Below are 17,121 nucleotides of genomic sequence, written 5' to 3'. Positions count from 1 at the left end.
GTAATCTTGTATCTATTATGATACAAACTTACTTTGTACCTGTAACAGGCAGGAAACATGTTGGTATAAATAATTGCAATTTGTTTATAAACATGAATTTAGAATGACACGGAAGATAGTCTTACATGATTTTACAGCCTCTCGACACACTGCTAGATCCGATTTCAAATGATGCAATTACTGGGGTCGATCCAAGAACAGATGTCTCACCTACATCAAATTACTACTTTTTAAAAGATGTGAGAAATTCAGCCAGAGCAAGTGAGCGAAATGCACTGATTGATGAAGAGCCTTTGTTATCTATCATCAATGAATGGAAGCCTATTTTAGATAAAACCCCTGAATTTTTGATTAATGATTGTAAAGATTTAGAATTTGTAGCTTGGTACATTGAAGCATTATGTCGTTTTCACGGTTTCAAAGGGCTTAATTACGGTTTTAAACTTGCCAATGAATTTATTGCCCTATATTGGAATGATTTATATCCAACGCCGGACGATGGTGATCTTAATGATCGTATCTCACCTCTGATAGGTTTAAACGGAATTGAAAGCGAAGGCTCACTGATCATGCCCATTAAGTCACTTTTTATTACGGCTGATTCAAGTGAAGGTCAATTTTCTATTTGGGAATATAATCAAGCACTCATTGTTGATAGATTAGAAGATGAGAAACAACAAAATAAATTTGACAGTGGTGTTATACCGTTAGAAAAGATAATGACAGCGTTTAAAGAAACGCCAGCAAGTTTTTATGTTGATTTAAAAGATGACATAGAACAATGCATAGAATCTTTTTCTATTTTATCTGCTGCAATGGACTCGGCTATGGGCGGAGAGCCACAACCGACAACTTATATCAGCAAAGAGTTGCAATCTGCATTAGTTGCAGTTCAGCAATTAGCTTCAGATGTACTCGATAAACAAACTACAGCAGAAGAACTACAACACAGCACTGAAGATCCTGATCAATTAGAAACTGCTGGCCAATCAGTCATTAGTCAAGCAGCTTTAAATCAGATTTTTTCAAGAGAAAGTGCGATTGAGAATTTAAGTGACATCGCAGAATATTTTAAAAAAACCGAACCGCACTCGCCAATGTCTTATGCCATAGAGCAAGTAATACGTTGGAGTGAATTAACTTTACCAGAATTATTGCAAGAACTAATTACCGACAACGATGCTAGAAATGGTTTTTTCAAGTTATCAGGTATACAAAAAAATAACGATTAAAGTCTTTTTAACTAATTAAGCTAATGGAAGGGAGTTCAAAATGAGCATTCATGACAAACTAAGAAAAGTAAGAAAACCAAGAGTACATATCACCTATGATATTGAAGCTGAAGGTGCTGTTGTAAAAAAAGAACTACCTTTCGTAGTTGGTGTTGTTGGTGACTTTGCCGGTCATAATACAGAAGCATTAAAATCGCTCAAAGATCGTCGTTTTGTACAAATTGATAGAGACAGTTTCAATGATGTACTTAATCGTATGAGTCCAACTTTGGATCTTAAAGTTGACAATACGCTTGAAAATAACGATACAAAAATGGAAGTTAATTTAAAATTCAATTCAATGTCAGATTTTGAACCTGCTGCATTAGTTAATCAAATCGATCCACTTAAGAAGTTAATGGAAACGCGTAACAAATTAAGAGATTTAATGACAAAAGTAGATCGTTCAGAAGAACTAGAAAACATTCTAGAAGATGTATTAAGTAATACAACTAATTTAGAGCAACTTGCAGGTGAGTTAGATTTAGAAGGAGAAAAGGCGTGAGTACGGAAACATTAGTAGCTGAACAACCAGCAGAAATTCAAGAACAAAACCATTCTATCTTAGACCAAGTAATTGGTGCAACGAAGCAAACAGAGTCATCACGTGCGCAAGAGCTGATCAAGTCATTGACTGAAGAAGCCATGAAAGGGACTGTAAAGTGGAATAAAAATTTAACAGAAACTTTTAATGATGCAATTAAACTGATTGATGAAACAATTTCAACACAATTAAATGCCGTTATCCACCAAGAAGAATTTCAAAAATTAGAAGGAAGCTGGCGCGGTTTAAACCATTTAGTTTCAAATTCTGATACCAACAGCACATTAAAAATACGTGTTCTAAGCTTATCTAAAAAAGAATTGCACAAAGATTTAAGTAAAGCGGTTGAGTTTGATCAAAGCCAAGTATTTAAGAAAATCTATGAATCAGAATTTGGTACACCAGGTGGTGAACCTTATGGTGCAATCGTAGGTGATTATGAGTTCTCAAATCATCCAGCAGATATTGAAACTTTATCTCTTATGTCAAATGTCGCGGCAGCAGGATTTTGTCCATTTATATCAGCAGCTTCGCCATCTCAATTTGGTTTTGACAAATGGGATGAGTTAAGCAAACCAAGAGATTTAGAAAAAGTTTTTGAATCACTAGAATATACTAAATGGCGTTCTTTTAGAGAAAGTGATGATTCTCGTTTCGTGACACTCACTATGCCAAGAGTACTTGCACGTTTACCATATGGCCAAGCAACAACCTCAATAGAAGAGTTTGTCTTTGAAGAGTTTGAATTAGATTCAGCGGGTGTTCGTTCAAAAAGTACCGATAATTCAGAATACTGTTGGATGAATTCTTCATATGTAATGGCTGCTAATATGACTAAAGCTTTCTCTGAGTCAGGTTTTTGTACTGCGATCCGTGGTACAGAAGGGGGTGGTAAAGTTGAAGGATTACCTGCACACGTTTTTACAAGTGATGATGGTGACCCTGATTTAATGTGTCCTACTGAAGTGGGTATTACCGATAGAAGAGAAGCGGAACTGAGCAAATTAGGTTTCTTACCACTTTGTCATTATAAAAATACAGATTATGCGGTATTTTTTGGTTCGCAATCGTGTCAAAAACCAAAACAATATAGTAATCATGACGCGACTGCTAATGCGGCTATTTCTGCTCGCTTACCATACATTATGGCAACTTCGCGTTTTGCACATTTCTTGAAAGTAATGGCGCGAGATAAAATTGGTAGCTTCATGGAAGTCAATGATATTGAGCGTTGGTTAAATACTTGGATCCAGTCTTACATTAATTCTACTGAAGGTGCAGGCCAAGAAAGTCGTGCAAGATTTCCATTAGCTGATGCCAAAATACAAGTGAAAGAAATTCCAGGTTCACCGGGTAGTTATAATGCTGTTGCTTGGTTAAAACCTTGGTTACAAATGGAAGAATTAACCACATCTTTACGTTTAGTTGCAAAGATACCTGAAATTGGTTAATTAATAATGAACGCCATAATTCTAAGTTATGGCGTTATCAAGGAATGATGTTAATGACGTTAGAAGCGCCGTTATTTGTAGATGCTGAAATTTTTGAATTTACTCAAAATCCTGCAGTGGCAAAAGAGGCATACAATAAAGAGTCAAAGAATATATCGAATAAAAGACTATTTGATCGCTTCCTACGTGAAAAGAATGAATTTAAATCGCTGTTAATTTGGCTTGAAAACGGCGCTTATAATAATGAAACATATAATAAAGAAAGTGTAAAAGCACTATTACTAAAAGCAATTATAGAATTAGATAGCGCAATTGAACGTCAAATAAATAAAGTAATTCATCATGATGAATTTCAAGCATTAGAATCTGCTTGGCGTGGCTTACTATACACAACAGAACAAAAATACAGTTTAGATAAAAATAAAAAAGTAAAAGTAAAGGTACTTAATTGCAGCTGGACTGCTTTGAGTAAAGACTTAAGCCGTGCAATAGAATTCGACCAGAGTGAGTTTTATAGACTCGTTTACAGTAATGAATACGATACATCTGGTGGTGAGCCATTTGGTATTATAATTGGTAATTACCAAATCGGGTCCAATTCAAATCAAATATATAACAATCACGATATTGAAACTTTAAAAATGATTGCAAGAATTGCATCAGCATCTTTTTCACCTTTTATTACTTCATTATCACCACATTTTTTTGGGGTTGATCATTACGCAAACCTTAGTAATACATTGGATATAACATCGCATTTTGAACAAGTCGAATATACACAATGGCGTGCATTGAGAAATATGGAAGAGTCTCGATTTCTTGGTTTTACATTACCAAATATCTTATTAAGATCGCCTTATTTAGACGATGGTACCAGACAACAAGCATTTAAATTTAAGGAAAAAATTAATAACCCAGAAACAGATTGTTTATGGGGCAATGCAGCATTTGCTTTTTCAGGCATTGTAATTCGCGCTTTTTGTGAGTCTGGTTGGTTTGGACAAATCAGAGGCATGAATGCTGCACGAAAAGATAAAGGTGTGGTATGTGACTTACCTATCAGCCGTTATGAAACTGAAAAATATCATACTAACAATAAACCTTCTATCAACTTACAAGTTGGCGATAGATTAGAAAAAGAATTATCAGATAATGGTTTTATTCCCTTGTCTGCAATAAAGCATACAGATCATTTAGTGTTTTTTAGTAACTCTTCCGCACAACAAGCTACGAATTATGATTCAAAATCTGCCAATGTAAACGCGAAGCTGTCTTCCATGTTGCAATACGTGTTGTGTGTGTCTCGATTTGCTCATTACATAAAGCTACTGGGTAGAGAAAAAATTGGTAGCTTTCAAACAGCTGATGCTTGTCAGCGTGAAATTAATAACTGGTTAAATCAATATACAACAGCCACAGAATCTGCATCTGATGAAATTAATAGTCGGGCACCACTTAGAAGTGCCAATATTAAAGTAAAAGCAATCCCTGGTAAGCCTGGGCATTATTACTCGATAATACAATTGCAGCCGCATTTTCAATTAGACCAAATGATATCAACAATAAAACTAGTGACTGAACTAGCCCCAAGAAATTAATTAAAGGATTAAAGCGTGAAAAAAATAATAGAGCTATACCAACAAGGCAGTCTATCAGAAGCGATTTCTGTGGTGGAAGCTTATTTAAGAGATGACCCAACAAATATGGAGTACCGAAGTACTTTCATAGAACTATTGTGCATTAATAATGAATTAGAGCGTGCAGATAAACAATTAAACATGATAGTACAGAGCCACCCTGAAAGCTTGTTAGGTGCAACAAATTTAAGACAGTTGATCCGTGCACAACAAACACGTCTTGACTTTTACGAAGGCAAAGCCACTCCAGAAATTTTTTGCCAACCTAATGAAGAGATTTCAGCTTTCATAAAATTAAGATTAGAAATAAATACAGGTGACGAACAAAGTATTGACGCAGCAGCAGTTGCCCTTGAATCTGCTAGAAGTAAAACTAACCATGAAGTCAATGGCGAAGGCGTAACAGAGTTAAGAGATTTAGATGATAGCTTAGCTGGTTTTATTGAAGTGTTTGGAACAAATGGTAAATATTACATCGTTCAAATGGCAGATATTGAGTTTATTGATTTTAAACCGGCAACGTCATTACTTGAGAATATTTGGTGTCGCGTTAATTTAGAAATAAAGAATGGGCCATCAGGTGAAGCACACATCCCATTGATTTATGTAGACAGTAAACTTGAGCATGACAAGGTTGGTAAAGCAACTGATTGGCAACAAAAAACTGATAATTTAGTGTTAGGTAGTGGCTTAAAAATGTGGTTAGTGAACGACCAAGCAGTCAATTTACACGATATTAAAAAAATTGAAGCTAAAGCTTTAGAGACAGCATAACTTGAGTCAATTTGTTTCACCTGAAATTCAGTCTTCTGTATTGGATAAATTAATCGACGATGATCCATTAAATCCAGATCCAAAAGAGGCGATCAGAGGCATAAATTTAAAACAATTAAGAAGTAATGTTTGCCGCGACCTTGAAAACTTACTCAATACTAAAATGCAATGGCACGTTTGGCCTGCATCTTTCGAAGAATTAAATAAGTCCGTATTAAGTTACGGACTGCCTGATTTTTCAAGTATTGCAGTGGGTAGTAGTGAAGGTCGTCAAATTTTATGTGAGCAAGTTGCTAAAACAATCAAAATGTTTGAACCCAGATTCATCGAAGTCGAAGTTTTTATTATCGAAGATGAGCAAGAAGTAGATCAAACATTACGGATCAGAATAAATGCTTTGTTATATGCCGAGCCCGAACCGCAGTACATTACATTTAACTCAGAAGTTGAACCAGTACATTTAGGCATGGTTGTAAAAGAGAAAATTGAATGAATGACGACTTATTAAAATATTATAATCGCGAATTAGCTTTTATTAGACATATGGGATCTAATTTTGCGACTGAATATCCTAAACTTGCTGGAAGGCTTAAACTCAGTGATGAAAATATTGAAGATCCACATGTTTCAAGATTAATTGAAGGGTTTTCATTATTAACAGCTCAGATCCGTCAAAAACTAGATGATAGTTTTCCTGAATTAACAGATGCATTATTAGGTCAATTATACCCTGATTATCAGGCACCAATTCCTTCTATGTCTGTCATACAGTTAGAAACTCAAAGTGTTTCAACAACGGGTGTTAACTTACCAAAAGGCAGCAAAATAGAGACAATTGTTGATGGTATGAAACCATGTCATTTTCAAACCTGTTACGATACACAGCTTTGGCCACTAAATATAACCGAAGCTAAGTTTAACAATGCGCCATTTTTAGCACCAAAAGCAACTTGGAAAAAAACAGCAAAAGCAGTTATTAAAATATCAATTGAATGTGAATACGATGAAGTTGATATTAGTACAATTGGCATTGATAAATTAAGATTTTATATCAACGGACAACCACATCAAACATACGCTTTATATGAACTATTATTTAAGCACTGTATTGGTATGTCTATCGCTAAAAGAGGTGATATATCAAAAGCTGTGTATCTTCAACCACGACATCTACAGTCAGTTGGCTTTGAAAATGAAGAAAAAGTAGTGCCTTATAGTATTAAAACTTTATCAGGTTATCGCTATCTAGTTGAAAAGTTTATATTACCAGAGAAGTTTTTATTTTTTGATATTGAAGATCTTAAAAACAAATGGACGCATTTTGAGGATAAAATTGATCTTTATTTATATTTAGACGAAGCCTCAGAAGATTTAGAAAAGCAAGTTACTAAAAGCCATTTTTTATTAGGATGTACGCCAATAGTTAACTTATTCGAACATGAGTTAGAGCCAGTTCGAATAGAGCCTTCTTTATATGAATATAAGTTATGCCCGCGATATTTAGATTCAGAAGTATCTGAAATCATAAATATTCAACAAGTGACAGCGTTTGATCCAAAAGACAATAAAATTCCTGTGCAACCATTTTATGGTGAAGCACATCCAGCTTATAGTGCGCAGAAAAAAATGTTTTGGAACATTAGACGCGAAACAAGTAATTGGGCAGGGGGTTACGCAGAGCAAGGGCTGGAGACGTATCTTTCATTGATTGACCACACCTTTAAAGGTTTTGATGTGTCAGACAGTTATGGTACATGGTTACTCAGTATAAAAGCGATGTGTAGTAATCGTAATTTACCAGCACATCTGCCTTTTGGTACGGGTGAACCTAAAATGTTTAATCCAAATCGTGCTGATATTATAAAAAATATTAAATGTTTAGTTGCACCCACTAAGCCAGTTCGCGCAGAATTTAAAGACGCTACGCGTTGGCAGTTAATTAGTCACATTAATTTAGACTATTTCACTTCTGACGATGCAGCTAACAAACTAAAACAATTGCTATTCCTATACGATTTTAAAAATGCGCCAGAAAATAAATCTATGATCAGCAATATTCACCAAGTCCAGATCAAACCTGCTGTATCTCGGATCAATCAAAATGGTCGCATTAGTTTTTGCAGTGGAAGTGAAGTTCTAATTACATTCTCAGGAGATGATTATTCAGGCAGTGGTGTGTTTTTCTTTACTTTGATATTAGATAGATTTTTTGCTCAGTTTGCTGCAATTAACAGCTTTACTCAAGTAGTTGTGCAATTTAAAGGGCATGATGAAATTTATCATACTTGGCCAAGTCGTACAGGTTTAAGGCCGTTGCTATGAGTATCAATGCCCTCATTGAAGATCATAGTGATGCTGATTTTTATAAAGCCGTTTATCTAATTCAAAAACAATTAACGTTAGGTGATGAGCAGTTTCATAAAGTAGGTCATGATGCTTTACCAGATAATGAATTGATCAGATTTAAATCTGTTCAACACTTGGGTTTTCCGGGACACCCGATCAGTGATATCAAAAAATCTAGTTATGCAAACAATGCGCATTGTAGCGTTGAAATGACTTTGTCTTTTATGGGCTTAACTGGCCCAAATGGCGTATTACCTCAGCATTATAGTGAATTAGTACTTCAAAGAATAAAGTCTAAAGATACTGGTATGCGAGATTTTTATGATTTATTTAATCATAGGTTAATCTCTTTATTTTACCGTGCATGGGAAAAATACCAATTTGGCATTAATTTACAAAGCAATGAAGAATTTAAGCTTGACCCTTTTACGCAAACTTTAAGTCATATTGCGGGCGGAAAAAGTAAACAAAAAATTTATTATAGTGGGATCTTTAATCATAAAAATCGCAGTGTAGAAGGTTTACAAAATATTTTAACTGATATCACTAGTTGTGATGTGTTGATTGAGCAATTTCAAGGCAAATGGATGTATTTAAATGAATCTGAACAAACCCGTCTTGGTAGCCAGAGTGAGCCTGAAGGGCAACATGCACGGTTAGGTGTTGGTGCTAGCTGTGGTAGTCGTGTGTGGGATATTAATTCTAATATTAAAATATTACTCACACCTAAAAAAGATTCAGATACCCAATCCTTGTTACCTAATGGTAAACGAAGTGAAGCAGCACAATTATTTATAAAAGCATATTTACCACAAAATATTGATTACACATTACTGCTAAAGCTAGCGGATAGTAAGATCACAAAAGCAAAATTATCTCATAAGTCTATGCCGTTGGGTTTAGGCTGCCAATTAACTGGGCGATCAGGATCTAAATCATCGCCTTGTATTTTATCTTTAAATTGATAATGAATAAAAATAAAGGATTAATAAAATGTCATCCATGTCTTTAAGTAAACTTGTTGATAAGCTCAACCCTGTAGTTAAAAAGTCACTAGAAGGGGCTGCAAGTATTTGTCATTCAAGAAGCCAATTTACTGTAGAAGTTGAGCATTGGTTATTATCATTACTTGAAAAAGAAGCTGATGATATTCGTTTAATTTTAGCTAGCTTTTCTATTGATAAAGATGCTTTAGTTGATGAGTTATTGAAATCATTAGAGTTACAAAAAACGGGAAACAGCGCTGCACCGAGTTTGTCACCTCATATTGTGAATTGGTTACGTCAAACTTGGCTAAATACGAGTATTGAATTTAATGATATTCAAATCCGTTCAGCATATCTACTTTATACATTATTAAGTGATGATACTTTATCAAGCTTAGTGATCAGAAAAGTAAGACAATTAGAGAAAATTGTACCCGCGCAGTTATTACATGCCTGGCCAGAACTTGTTAATAAAACAAATGAAGTTAATAATGCTCAACTTGGCAGCGGTATTGCCCAAGACACCAAGTCATCACCAAGTAAAACACCTAGCTTAGATCAATTTACACAAAACCTAACCGAACAAGCCCTTGCTGGAAAGATAGATCCAATACTGGGACGTGACAATGAAATCCGTCAAATGATCGACATTTTAACGCGTCGCCGTCAAAATAACCCAATTTTGACCGGTGAAGCCGGTGTTGGTAAAACGGCGGTAGTTGAAGGTTTAGCGTTGAAAATAGCGCATAAAGATGTACCGGATTCTTTAAAAGATGTCACAATTCACGTTTTAGACTTAGCACTATTACAAGCGGGTGCGGGAATGAAAGGAGAATTTGAAAACCGTTTAAAATCATTAATTAATGAAGTTAAAAATGCTGCTTCACCTATCATTTTATTTATCGATGAAGCACACACCATGATAGGTAGTGGCGGGCAAGCTGGACAAAATGATGCTGCAAACCTATTAAAACCGGCACTTGCGCGTGGAGAGTTAAGAACAATCGCTGCCACTACATGGGCTGAATATAAAAAATTCTTTGAAAAAGATGCTGCTCTTGCAAGACGTTTCCAAGTTGTCAAAGTTGAAGAGCCTACAGAGGATCAAGCTGTTGTAATGATGCGTGGTTTGTTGCCTGTTATGGAAAACCATCATAAAGTTTCAATATCAGATCAAGCTTTACAATCATCAGTTGCATTATCTCATCGCTATATCAATGGCCGTCAATTGCCAGATAAAGCAGTCGGTTTGTTAGATACTGCGTGTGCACGAGTAGCAATGAGTCAAGCTGCAACTCCAGGAAATGTCGAACAATTACAACGTAAAATACAGCAATTAGAAACACAAATCGCTGTATTAACACGTGAGCAAACAATTGGTACCGACCATAAATTTCAAGTAAATGAATTATCTAATGAACTATTACAAGCGCAACAAGATTTAGTGCCATTAAACACTCAATGGCAACTTGAATTAAGTTTAGTTAAAGAAGTCGCGCAAATAGTTAATACACTTTACACAAAAGAAAATGAAGATACTGAAGGGTTATTAAATAGATTACACGAATGCAAATCTCAGTTAAATGAAGCTGAAACACCTATGGTGCATTGGCAAGTAGATGAACAAGTCATTGCTGAAATAATCTCAGATTGGACAGGTATACCTGTCGGTAAAATGCAAGAAGATGAAATTAATACCATTTTATCGTTACAAGAAAATATGGAAAAGCGAGTCATTGGTCAATCAGATGCTATCGCGCAAATCGCAAAAACAGTACAAACATCACGGGCTCAGTTAGGTGATGAAAACCGGCCAATCGGCGTATTTATGCTTGCAGGTCCAAGCGGTGTGGGTAAAACCGAAACTGCTTTGACATTAGCTGAAAATATTTATGGTAGTGAAGAAAATGTCACTGTGATTAATATGTCTGAATATAAAGAAGAGCACAAAGTGTCTTTATTATTGGGTTCACCTCCAGGGTATGTTGGCTATGGAGAGGGCGGCGTATTAACAGAAGCTGTTCGTCGTAAACCATATAGTGTTGTTTTACTTGATGAAATGGAAAAAGCACATCCAGGTGTTCAAGATATTTTTTATCAAGTTTTTGATAAAGGTACAATTAAAGATGGTGAAGGTCGCGATATTGATTTTAAAAATACCATTATTATTATGACATCAAATGTAGGTACTAATACCACGATGAACCTTTACGCAGATGAAGAAACAATACCTTCGCCAAAAGGTTTAAGAAAAGCATTACAAGATGATCTATTAGAAGTATTTAAACCTGCGTTTTTAGGGCGAATTAATGTACTACCTTATATTCCACTCAGTACACAAATGCTTAATGAGATCACAGCTCTACAATTAGCTCGAGTAGGTGTGCGTATGCAAAATAATTATGACGCGCAATTTGAATATTCAACAGATGTGTTGGATAAGATAGTTCAAATGTGTGATGACGCAGGCTCTGGTGCACGTAATATCCACAATATTTTACAAAACACGATTTTACCTGAATTATCAACACAGCTATTAGTAAAGATGGCTAAAAAGGAGAAAACACAACAGGTACAAGTTAATGTTGTTAATGAAAAATTCAACTATAGTGTATGATTTTTCATTAATGCAATTTACGCACTAATGATATGATATATTTGAAGTTTTTATTCAAATATCTATTGTTAATTTCCCTGTTATGGGTATAGTGTACCTGTCTTGATACAGGACTCAGTCAATCGATTAATCAATTGTCTTAGTGAAATTCATATCAGCATTATGCGTTTAATGAAAAAGACATTGATGTCGAAATGGCAACCATTTAATTAGTTTAAAAAATCAAAGCTAATATACAGCCCATCCATTTATGGATGAATAATAAATATGCAAAAGGAATATTCTAAAATGCAAGCAAATACGTACCTAGATTATGAAGGACCTCTTAAAGATAAAGGTGAAGCAACAGCGAAGGGCTATGAAAAGCAAATTACATTATTATCAGTAGATTGGAATGTAAGCCGCGAGTTAACATCTTTCACTGGTACTGCAAGAGATCGTGAAGCGAGTGCAGCACGTCTAGGTGAAGTAACTATCACTAAACTTCAAGATAAAGCTTCAACTTACTTTTTCCATGAAGCAACTGTTGGTAAAGGCCAAAAAGCAATTTTTCACGTTACTAAACAAGGTGAAGAAGGCTTAGACGAAATCATGACAATCGAACTAACTGATGCAATGATTTCAAGCTACAGTGTTTCAGTTCAAGGCGATCGTCCTGTTGAGACTATCACTATCAGTTACACTGAAATGGTTAACAGCGTATTTGAATACGATGATAAGAACTTAGCAAGCAGTAACCACCGCCATGGTTACAGCTGTGTTACAGGTCATAAAATGTAGTTTTAAATTACATATATTAGGCCCTGAGATCACGATCTCAGGGTTTTTTCTTTATATATTAAATAAAATATTTTTAAGCTGCATCAACAAAATAGATTTAATCGAAGTAATAAATTTGAATAATTCATCAAATATATTGTGTGAATTATTGAGTTTAGAGGCAAGGAATGCAAAAAGAATCTCAAGAAAACAATATTATACGAATTGATACACCAGCAGGTAAAGATGCATTTTATTTAACGCATTTCACTGGTAAAGAAGCGTTTTCAGAGCTTTTTTCATTCACTGCTTCGATGTTTACTGTCGGTAGTAAAGTAGGATTGTCAGATCTTGTAGGTAAACCTATTACCGTCTCATTAGAAAATGGACTTACCAAAGGCGTCACCCGTTATTTTCATGGCATTATTAGTCATTTAGAATCATCAGGAATGCGTACAATTGCATCAGAAGATTATCTAGATTACCAAGCAGTTATCGTACCAAATGCCGCTTTTATGAAAAAACGGACCAATTGTCGCATATATCAAAATTTATCAGTTGATGAGATTTTCAGTGATTTATTTTCTCAGCATCAAGTAGCTTTCCAAAATAGGCTAACTAAAACTTATCCCAAATATGAATACTGTGTTCAGTACCAAGAATCAGATTATGATTTTATTGCACGTATTCTTCAGCAAGAAGGGATTTTCTTCTTTTTTGAACATAGTCAATCAGCACACACGTTAGTGCTAGCCGATGATATTACTGTTTATAATCAATGCGCTGAATCACAAGTAGAGTGTTTTTCTGGAGATTTAACGCAACCCCATGTTTCAAGGTGGCAAGGTGCACTTAATATGGTATATGGTGCTTATGAACGTAAAGGTTATGATTTTGAAGCCCCAGGACAATTACCAAAAGGCAATAAAGCAAATGCAAGCTTGCCATCACAAGGTTCGCTAGAGGTGTTTGATTATCAGGGTGAATCTGAATTAAATACAAGAGCACAGCCAATCGCAAATGTACAATTAGATGCATTACAAAAAGACATGGAAAAATGCCTAGGTCAAAGTGATTGCCGAAGTTTTAGTGTTGGTCAATTTTTTACATTTAAAAAGCATGAAAACTCTGATTATACTGGCAAAAGCTATGTTGTGACTGCACTTAAAATTACAGCGGCACAAGCAAGTCAAACAGGCTCGAGCACCACTTCAGGTATGGAAGTCTATATAAATGATTTTGAATGTGTTCCAAAAGAAACTGCATATCGACCCGTTCAACTAACTCAAAAGCCATTAATTAATGGTGTTCAAACAGCTATAGTCACTGGTGATCCCGGTGATGAGCAACATATTGATCGCTATGGTCGTGTTAAAGTCCAATTTCATTGGGATCGTGAAGGTGAATTAGATAGTAAAAGTTCATGTTGGATAAGAGTCGGTCAAAATTGGGCTGGTGATCGTTGGGGCGCTTTCTTTTTTCCAAGAGTCGGACAAGAAGTGCTTGTAGAATTTATAAATGGTGATCCAGAGCAGCCTATTATATGTGGCGCTGTTTATAACTCAGATTTAATGCCACCGTACTCATTACCGGGTAAAAAAACACAAAGTGGTATTAAAACCCGAAGTACTAAAGAAGGTGGTGCAGACAATTTTAATGAAATGCGTTTTGAAGATGAAAAAGGCAAAGAATTATTATTTTTTCAGGCAGAAAAAGACCACCATTTAAATATTAAAAATGACCAAAAAGATACCATTGGTAATGATCGACTCACAGAGGTTATTAATAATGACACTGTTACAGTTAGTAATGACCGATTAGCTGATATTAGCAATAATGACACTGTAAAAGTTGGTAAAAACTTGTTAGTTGAAGCCGGCCAAGAAATTATTTTTAAAACAGGCTCAGCATCAATAAAATTAGAAAGCAGTGGCAATATCACTATTTCTGGTACTAATTTATCAATCGAAGGTACAAATGTGAGTACTGAAGGAACAAATGTTACGATTGATGGTACCGCTATCGCACTGAGTGCGGCACAAATAAAACTTAACTAATCATGAGTGAAACTAATTATCCAGGTATAGATTTTAATGGGTCGCAATGTCGCGGGTTTTATTTATATTGCCAGTTTGATTATCAATATTTAATTTGTAAATCAGAGCACATCCCAGATGATCCGCTGCTAGGTTTACCTCTATTAGATGTTGTCTCAAATGTAGTTTTTGGTGAACAGTTTTTAAACACTTTACATCAATGGAAAAATATAGATCAAATAGAAAGTAAAATATATCAATATTTCTATGATGATCTGATTTGCCATAAACAATATAACAAAGAACAACTTATTAAAATTATCGCGATATTATTATCACAAAGAAAGTTATTGGTTTATCAAATTTAACAAGGAAGTTGAAATAAAATGGGAATGCCAGCCGCAACAGTTACCAGTATGCATGTTTGTCCTAAAGTCACAGGTTATGTGCCTCATGTTGGCGGACCCTGCGTAGCGGGTTCACCAAATGTATTAGTTGGCGGTTTGCCTGCAGCTAGAAAAGGTGACATGTTAGTGTGTGTTGGTCCTCCAGATTCTATTTCTGCGGGTTCTTCTTCAGTAAAAATAAACGGTTTACCCGCTGCTAGATTAGGTGATAGCAGCAGTCATGGCGGTAAACTTGTTATTGGTAATCCAACCGTTTTAATAGGCTAGTGAGTAAGAACTAAGAAAATGGATAAATTACTTGCCCAATTAAAATTAACGATTAATCAATTAATCACAGTTGATAATTCCTACTATTGCTTTGAAGAAAATCTTGAACACATTAAGGCGAAGGTGTTTGCATGTATTCGTTTAATATCGCAAGACTCACTCAGTACAACATATTTAAAAGATATTAATGATGAAAAAAAATTTATATCGCATCTTTTAAATCAAACGCAATTGTCTGTTGAACAACTTGAAATATTATTACCTATAGTATTAACAAAATTATGTAATAAGCCGCAAGATATTATTAATGCCATGTTGCAACATAAAACATTGCAACACCTGGCACTGTCAGTTGCATTACAAAATCAGTATCAAATACAGCTACCTCAAAATTGTAGTATGCAAGTGCTACAACATCATTGCATAAATTTATTTTTAATGAATAAACAGCAGGAGCTTAAGCATTACCATCACAGTTTTTGTCATGCCAATTGCCAACAAACTCAAGTTTTATTAAAGATACTAATGAAACAACCGCTGACATTACACAGTGAACAAAAATTAGTGGTAAACGAAACAAAGTTAGTAACAGATATTTTTAAGATTTATATCTTGTCATTAGATGAAATTCAGCTTACGAACCTGATAAATGATTTAAGTAAAGATGAAGATAATTACCCTTTATTGATTGCAGTTATGGGCGTAAGTGGTTTTATCAAGTATGTGCCATTTTTAGCTAAAGCGTTATTTAATAAAGCTGTTGCAAAAGCTGCATTTGATTATTTAAAACTCATGTTAGGCGATAAGTTAGCCGCTTTTATGCCTTTAGCGCTGCAATTTGAAAGTAATGAACAACAACAGTATAAATCATTGCATTACTATGGCGCTAAAATATTACATTTATGGTCACAAAGAAATACCGATGACTACCCAGATAAAATGTTATCAGGTGTCGCAATTAATCAAAAAAATCTAAACGTTATTTCAACAACACATAGCTTACGTCATAAAAAACATGCTTTGTTGTTAATGATAGCGCAATCTTTTAACACTTCATCAGTTAATCATAATTTTAGGCTAATAATATGACTCAAAATCAGCGCTACATTATTAAGTCACAATTATTGTTGACTGGACTGGCACAAGATACCGTTGCTGCATTAAATTTACCGTTAGTTTCAGGTGAGGTGACTGTTAATGAAACACAAGGTACACAAACTGCTTTTATACCCCAGTTAAGTAATATAAATAAATTTGAACGTATTAGTTCATTGCTAGATTTAGCCATACAGCAAAGTGATTTTGCGCAATGTGATACACCCATATTATGGTTATTACCACAGTTTAATTTGCAGCAAGAAGCACAATATAAATTGTTGTTAGATAATTTAAAAAATAGATTCCCTAAATTGTATCAACGTACCATTAAATTTTTACCATATGGTCGGGCATCTATGCCTATGGCTTTAAAGTATTTAGCTGATTGCGATAATAAATATGAGTCTGTATGTATTTTAGCGGTAGATAGCCTTTATTTTTCTGATGATGGAGAAACAGTTTTTCATCCACCAACTTCCCCAGATAATGCTTGGGTGCCATCAGAAGGGGTAGGTTTCGTGGTATTAGATAGACAGGATCATGGGCTGGAAATTAGACATAGTAATTATGACAGTGCTATCTCACAAGAAAAACTTAAAAGCATAGAAAACTTATTTAGCCAGCAAAGTGATTTTAGCCAAAGACTATCCTATTTATATTTACCTGGTAATGGCAATAAAAATCTTGTTACACCTTGGGTTTTAGCTTATCAAACCTTAGAGCGAGTTATTACGCTGGGTAGTCAAATAATCCAAACAGGTTTTAGCACTGCGGAACTTGGTTGTGTAACGGGTTTATATAACTTTATGCATATTTACGACAATTATCAGCAAGATGTTCATCAAGGAGATACTTTGCAACTTGAGATATCTGACAACATATACAGCTCAGTTGCTTTATATCGTTGGATGAGCAAGGAATAATAATA

Annotated in this window: 15 protein-coding genes; all 15 read left to right on the top strand. The window is 34.9% G+C overall.

The features are described 5' to 3' along the window. Positions 1-125: 125 nt before the first annotated feature. Positions 126-1,232 (top strand): type VI secretion system protein TssA, encoded by a 1,107-nt coding sequence (gene tssA / locus KO527_RS03440; RefSeq protein ID WP_216038983.1) that lies wholly within the window; start codon positions 126-128, stop codon positions 1,230-1,232. Between the two features lie 40 nt (positions 1,233-1,272). Beyond that, on the top strand, positions 1,273-1,776 hold the full coding sequence (gene tssB / locus KO527_RS03435) for a type VI secretion system contractile sheath small subunit (protein ID WP_216038982.1): 504 nt from the start codon (positions 1,273-1,275) through the stop codon (positions 1,774-1,776). Beyond that, positions 1,773-3,266 (top strand): type VI secretion system contractile sheath large subunit, encoded by a 1,494-nt coding sequence (gene tssC, locus KO527_RS03430; RefSeq protein ID WP_216038981.1) that lies wholly within the window; start codon positions 1,773-1,775, stop codon positions 3,264-3,266. Before tssB ends, tssC (KO527_RS03430) begins: the two co-directional genes overlap by 4 nt. Positions 3,267-3,319: 53 nt before the next feature. Next, a complete protein-coding gene (tssC, locus tag KO527_RS03425; protein ID WP_216038980.1) occupies positions 3,320-4,864 on the top strand; it encodes a type VI secretion system contractile sheath large subunit in 1,545 nt (514 codons plus the stop codon). A 15-nt stretch (positions 4,865-4,879) separates the two neighbouring features. Beyond that, entirely contained in the window at positions 4,880-5,677 is a 798-nt protein-coding gene (locus KO527_RS03420; RefSeq protein WP_216038979.1) for a type VI secretion system accessory protein TagJ, read from the top strand. Between the two features lies 1 nt (position 5,678). Beyond that, complete coding sequence (tssE, locus tag KO527_RS03415) at positions 5,679-6,170, top strand: type VI secretion system baseplate subunit TssE (protein ID WP_216038978.1); 492 nt, start codon at positions 5,679-5,681, stop codon at positions 6,168-6,170. Then, on the top strand, positions 6,167-7,999 hold the full coding sequence (gene tssF, locus KO527_RS03410; protein WP_216038977.1) for a type VI secretion system baseplate subunit TssF: 1,833 nt from the start codon (positions 6,167-6,169) through the stop codon (positions 7,997-7,999). Before tssE ends, tssF begins: the two co-directional genes overlap by 4 nt. Beyond that, the gene (tssG, locus tag KO527_RS03405; protein WP_216038976.1) at positions 7,996-8,988 is read left to right on the top strand and encodes a type VI secretion system baseplate subunit TssG; all 993 of its coding nucleotides are present in this window, start codon (positions 7,996-7,998) and stop codon (positions 8,986-8,988) included. The genes tssF and tssG overlap by 4 nt, the downstream gene beginning before the upstream one ends. 28 nt (positions 8,989-9,016) lie before the next feature. After that, positions 9,017-11,626, top strand: coding sequence for a type VI secretion system ATPase TssH (gene tssH / locus KO527_RS03400; protein WP_216038975.1), 2,610 nt, complete (start codon positions 9,017-9,019; stop codon positions 11,624-11,626). 288 nt (positions 11,627-11,914) lie between these two features. Beyond that, positions 11,915-12,406 carry a type VI secretion system tube protein Hcp gene (locus KO527_RS03395; RefSeq protein ID WP_216038974.1) on the top strand — a complete coding sequence of 164 codons (492 nt, stop codon included), beginning with the start codon at positions 11,915-11,917 and terminating at the stop codon, positions 12,404-12,406. Between the two features lie 167 nt (positions 12,407-12,573). Further along, positions 12,574-14,442, top strand: coding sequence for a type VI secretion system tip protein TssI/VgrG (gene tssI, locus KO527_RS03390; protein WP_216038973.1), 1,869 nt, complete (start codon positions 12,574-12,576; stop codon positions 14,440-14,442). Between the two features lie 2 nt (positions 14,443-14,444). After that, positions 14,445-14,789 carry a hypothetical protein gene (locus KO527_RS03385; protein WP_216038972.1) on the top strand — a complete coding sequence of 115 codons (345 nt, stop codon included), beginning with the start codon at positions 14,445-14,447 and terminating at the stop codon, positions 14,787-14,789. Positions 14,790-14,807: 18 nt separating this feature from the next. Further along, positions 14,808-15,095 carry a PAAR domain-containing protein gene (locus KO527_RS03380; protein WP_216038971.1) on the top strand — a complete coding sequence of 96 codons (288 nt, stop codon included), beginning with the start codon at positions 14,808-14,810 and terminating at the stop codon, positions 15,093-15,095. A gap of 18 nt (positions 15,096-15,113) precedes the next feature. Then, positions 15,114-16,184, top strand: a complete 1,071-nt coding sequence (locus KO527_RS03375; RefSeq protein WP_216038970.1) for a hypothetical protein — start codon at positions 15,114-15,116, stop codon at positions 16,182-16,184. Further along, positions 16,181-17,116, top strand: coding sequence for a hypothetical protein (locus KO527_RS03370; protein WP_216038969.1), 936 nt, complete (start codon positions 16,181-16,183; stop codon positions 17,114-17,116). Before KO527_RS03375 ends, KO527_RS03370 begins: the two co-directional genes overlap by 4 nt. Positions 17,117-17,121 lie beyond the last annotated feature (5 nt).

The organism is Pseudoalteromonas sp. C2R02 (assembly GCF_018860845.1).
Classification (GTDB): Bacteria; Pseudomonadota; Gammaproteobacteria; order Enterobacterales; family Alteromonadaceae; genus Pseudoalteromonas.
Note: the sequence above shows the minus strand (reverse complement) of the source record. Positions and strands in the feature narration are given on the sequence as shown.